This is a genomic window from Rhodococcus sp. NPDC059968 (assembly GCF_042738615.1).
Classification (GTDB): domain Bacteria; phylum Actinomycetota; class Actinomycetes; order Mycobacteriales; family Mycobacteriaceae; genus Rhodococcus_F.
Genome location: NZ_JBHWUE010000268.1, coordinates 1 through 1523, shown reverse-complemented (window position 1 = coordinate 1523; position 1523 = coordinate 1). Strand labels below are relative to the sequence as shown.

The following is a 1523-nucleotide window of genomic DNA, read 5'->3' as shown; positions in this document are numbered from 1 at the left end:
ACGTGAACAGGATCATTCTGTGGAATCTGAGATGTCAAGATCATTCTCGTTTGGGCTGGTTGATCGGGACGATCGGTAGCAGGGTCGCGGTCGCCGGAACACCGATCTCGCGTGGCGTCGTGCCGGTCGGGGTTGGAACGTCGATCAGTCGCTCCAGGAGGTTGTCGAGGGCGGTCTGTCCCTCGTCGACGGCGGTGCGCTCTTCGTCGCTGAGCGGGATCGCGGCGAGCATACGCTGGAGATTGTCCTTGGCCTCCAACAGTTGTCCCTTGCCGGATGCCTTGGGGGCGTAGAAGTCGCAGCGGGCGCACGCCATCCTGTGTGGGCATTGCTCGAAGAACGTGTAGGTGCAATATCCGTGTCCGAGGTCGTAGTACTGCCACGGCTCGTCGCCACCGGCGGCGGCGCCGGAGGTGACGGCATCACGGTCGAGGAGAACCTCGATGGTGCGGACGTTGCGGGAGAAGTATCCGGCGTCGGTGTAGGCCCGCGTCAGCGTGGTGGGGCTGATTTTTTCGTAGTACTGGGTGGATTGCGGTGAGCGGTGGCCAAGCCAGGCTTGCAGCTCGAACAGGGTCATCGGCTCCTTGGCGTTGTAGAGCTGGCTGGCGATCGTCGATCGGGCCCGGTGGCTGGTGATGTTGCCTCGGACGTCGGCGGTCGGGACACCGGCCTTGTGGCAGAGCATCGGGATGACCGTGTTGATGACGAAAGGACGAGGAGACCCGGCGGGCGCGGAAGGCGAACAGCAGGTCGACTCGCTCGCCGGTGCGGCGGTCGTGAAACTGCGGTTGGGAGGGGCGGAGGGTATGCCAGGTGTCGAGGGCCTGGCCGAGGATCGGGTCGACCGGCTTGGTGAACGCGGTGCCGGTCTTGTGCGCGGGGACATCGAGCAGGCAGACCGCGTCACGCGCCAGGACCTGATCGGAGTCGCCGACGATGGGGGTGTCGTCGTGCCGCCGGCGGTTGCAGCCGACCCGCAGGCGGGCGATCTCGTCGCTGCGCAGTCCGGAGAACAACCAGGACAGTGTGATCGCGTGGACCAGTTCGAACGGGTAAAAGTTCCCGGTCTGTGTCTCGGGGAGATCGGCGTGCGACAGATTCAGTCCCGCCCAGAGCAGCTTCGCCCAGATCTCGTCGGCGATCACCCGCGGGTTCGGGCCGAGCAGCGCGGTGATGCTGCGCGGGGTGGGCAGTGCGCGCCCAGGATCGAAGCGTCGCGGCAGCCATTCCCATTCCTGACAGTCGGCGACGAACCTCCGGATCGCCGCGAGGTGACCGTCCTTGGTCGAGGCCTGAAGCGGCTTGCCGATGCGCTCTTCGAGTCCGGTGGTGCGGTGCACATAGTCGCCGACGTTCATCCGGTCCAGTGCGGCGACCCAGGTCGCGCAGGTCTGCCGGGTCCACGCCGTCGGATCGGCGGCCTCGGGATGTTCGGCTGCGATCCAGCGGCCGACCTTGAGCAGGCGGGACCGGACGTTGCCACGTGCCCGCGGCGTCAATGTCGAGGTCGCGTACCAGCG

Annotated in this window: 1 pseudogene; it reads right to left on the bottom strand. The window is 66.3% G+C overall.

Annotation, left to right across the window (positions count from 1 at the left end):
- Positions 1 to 422 precede the first annotated feature (422 nt).
- Positions 423 to 1523 (bottom strand): annotated as a pseudogene (locus tag ACFWAY_RS53725) (hypothetical protein); the annotation flags it as partial.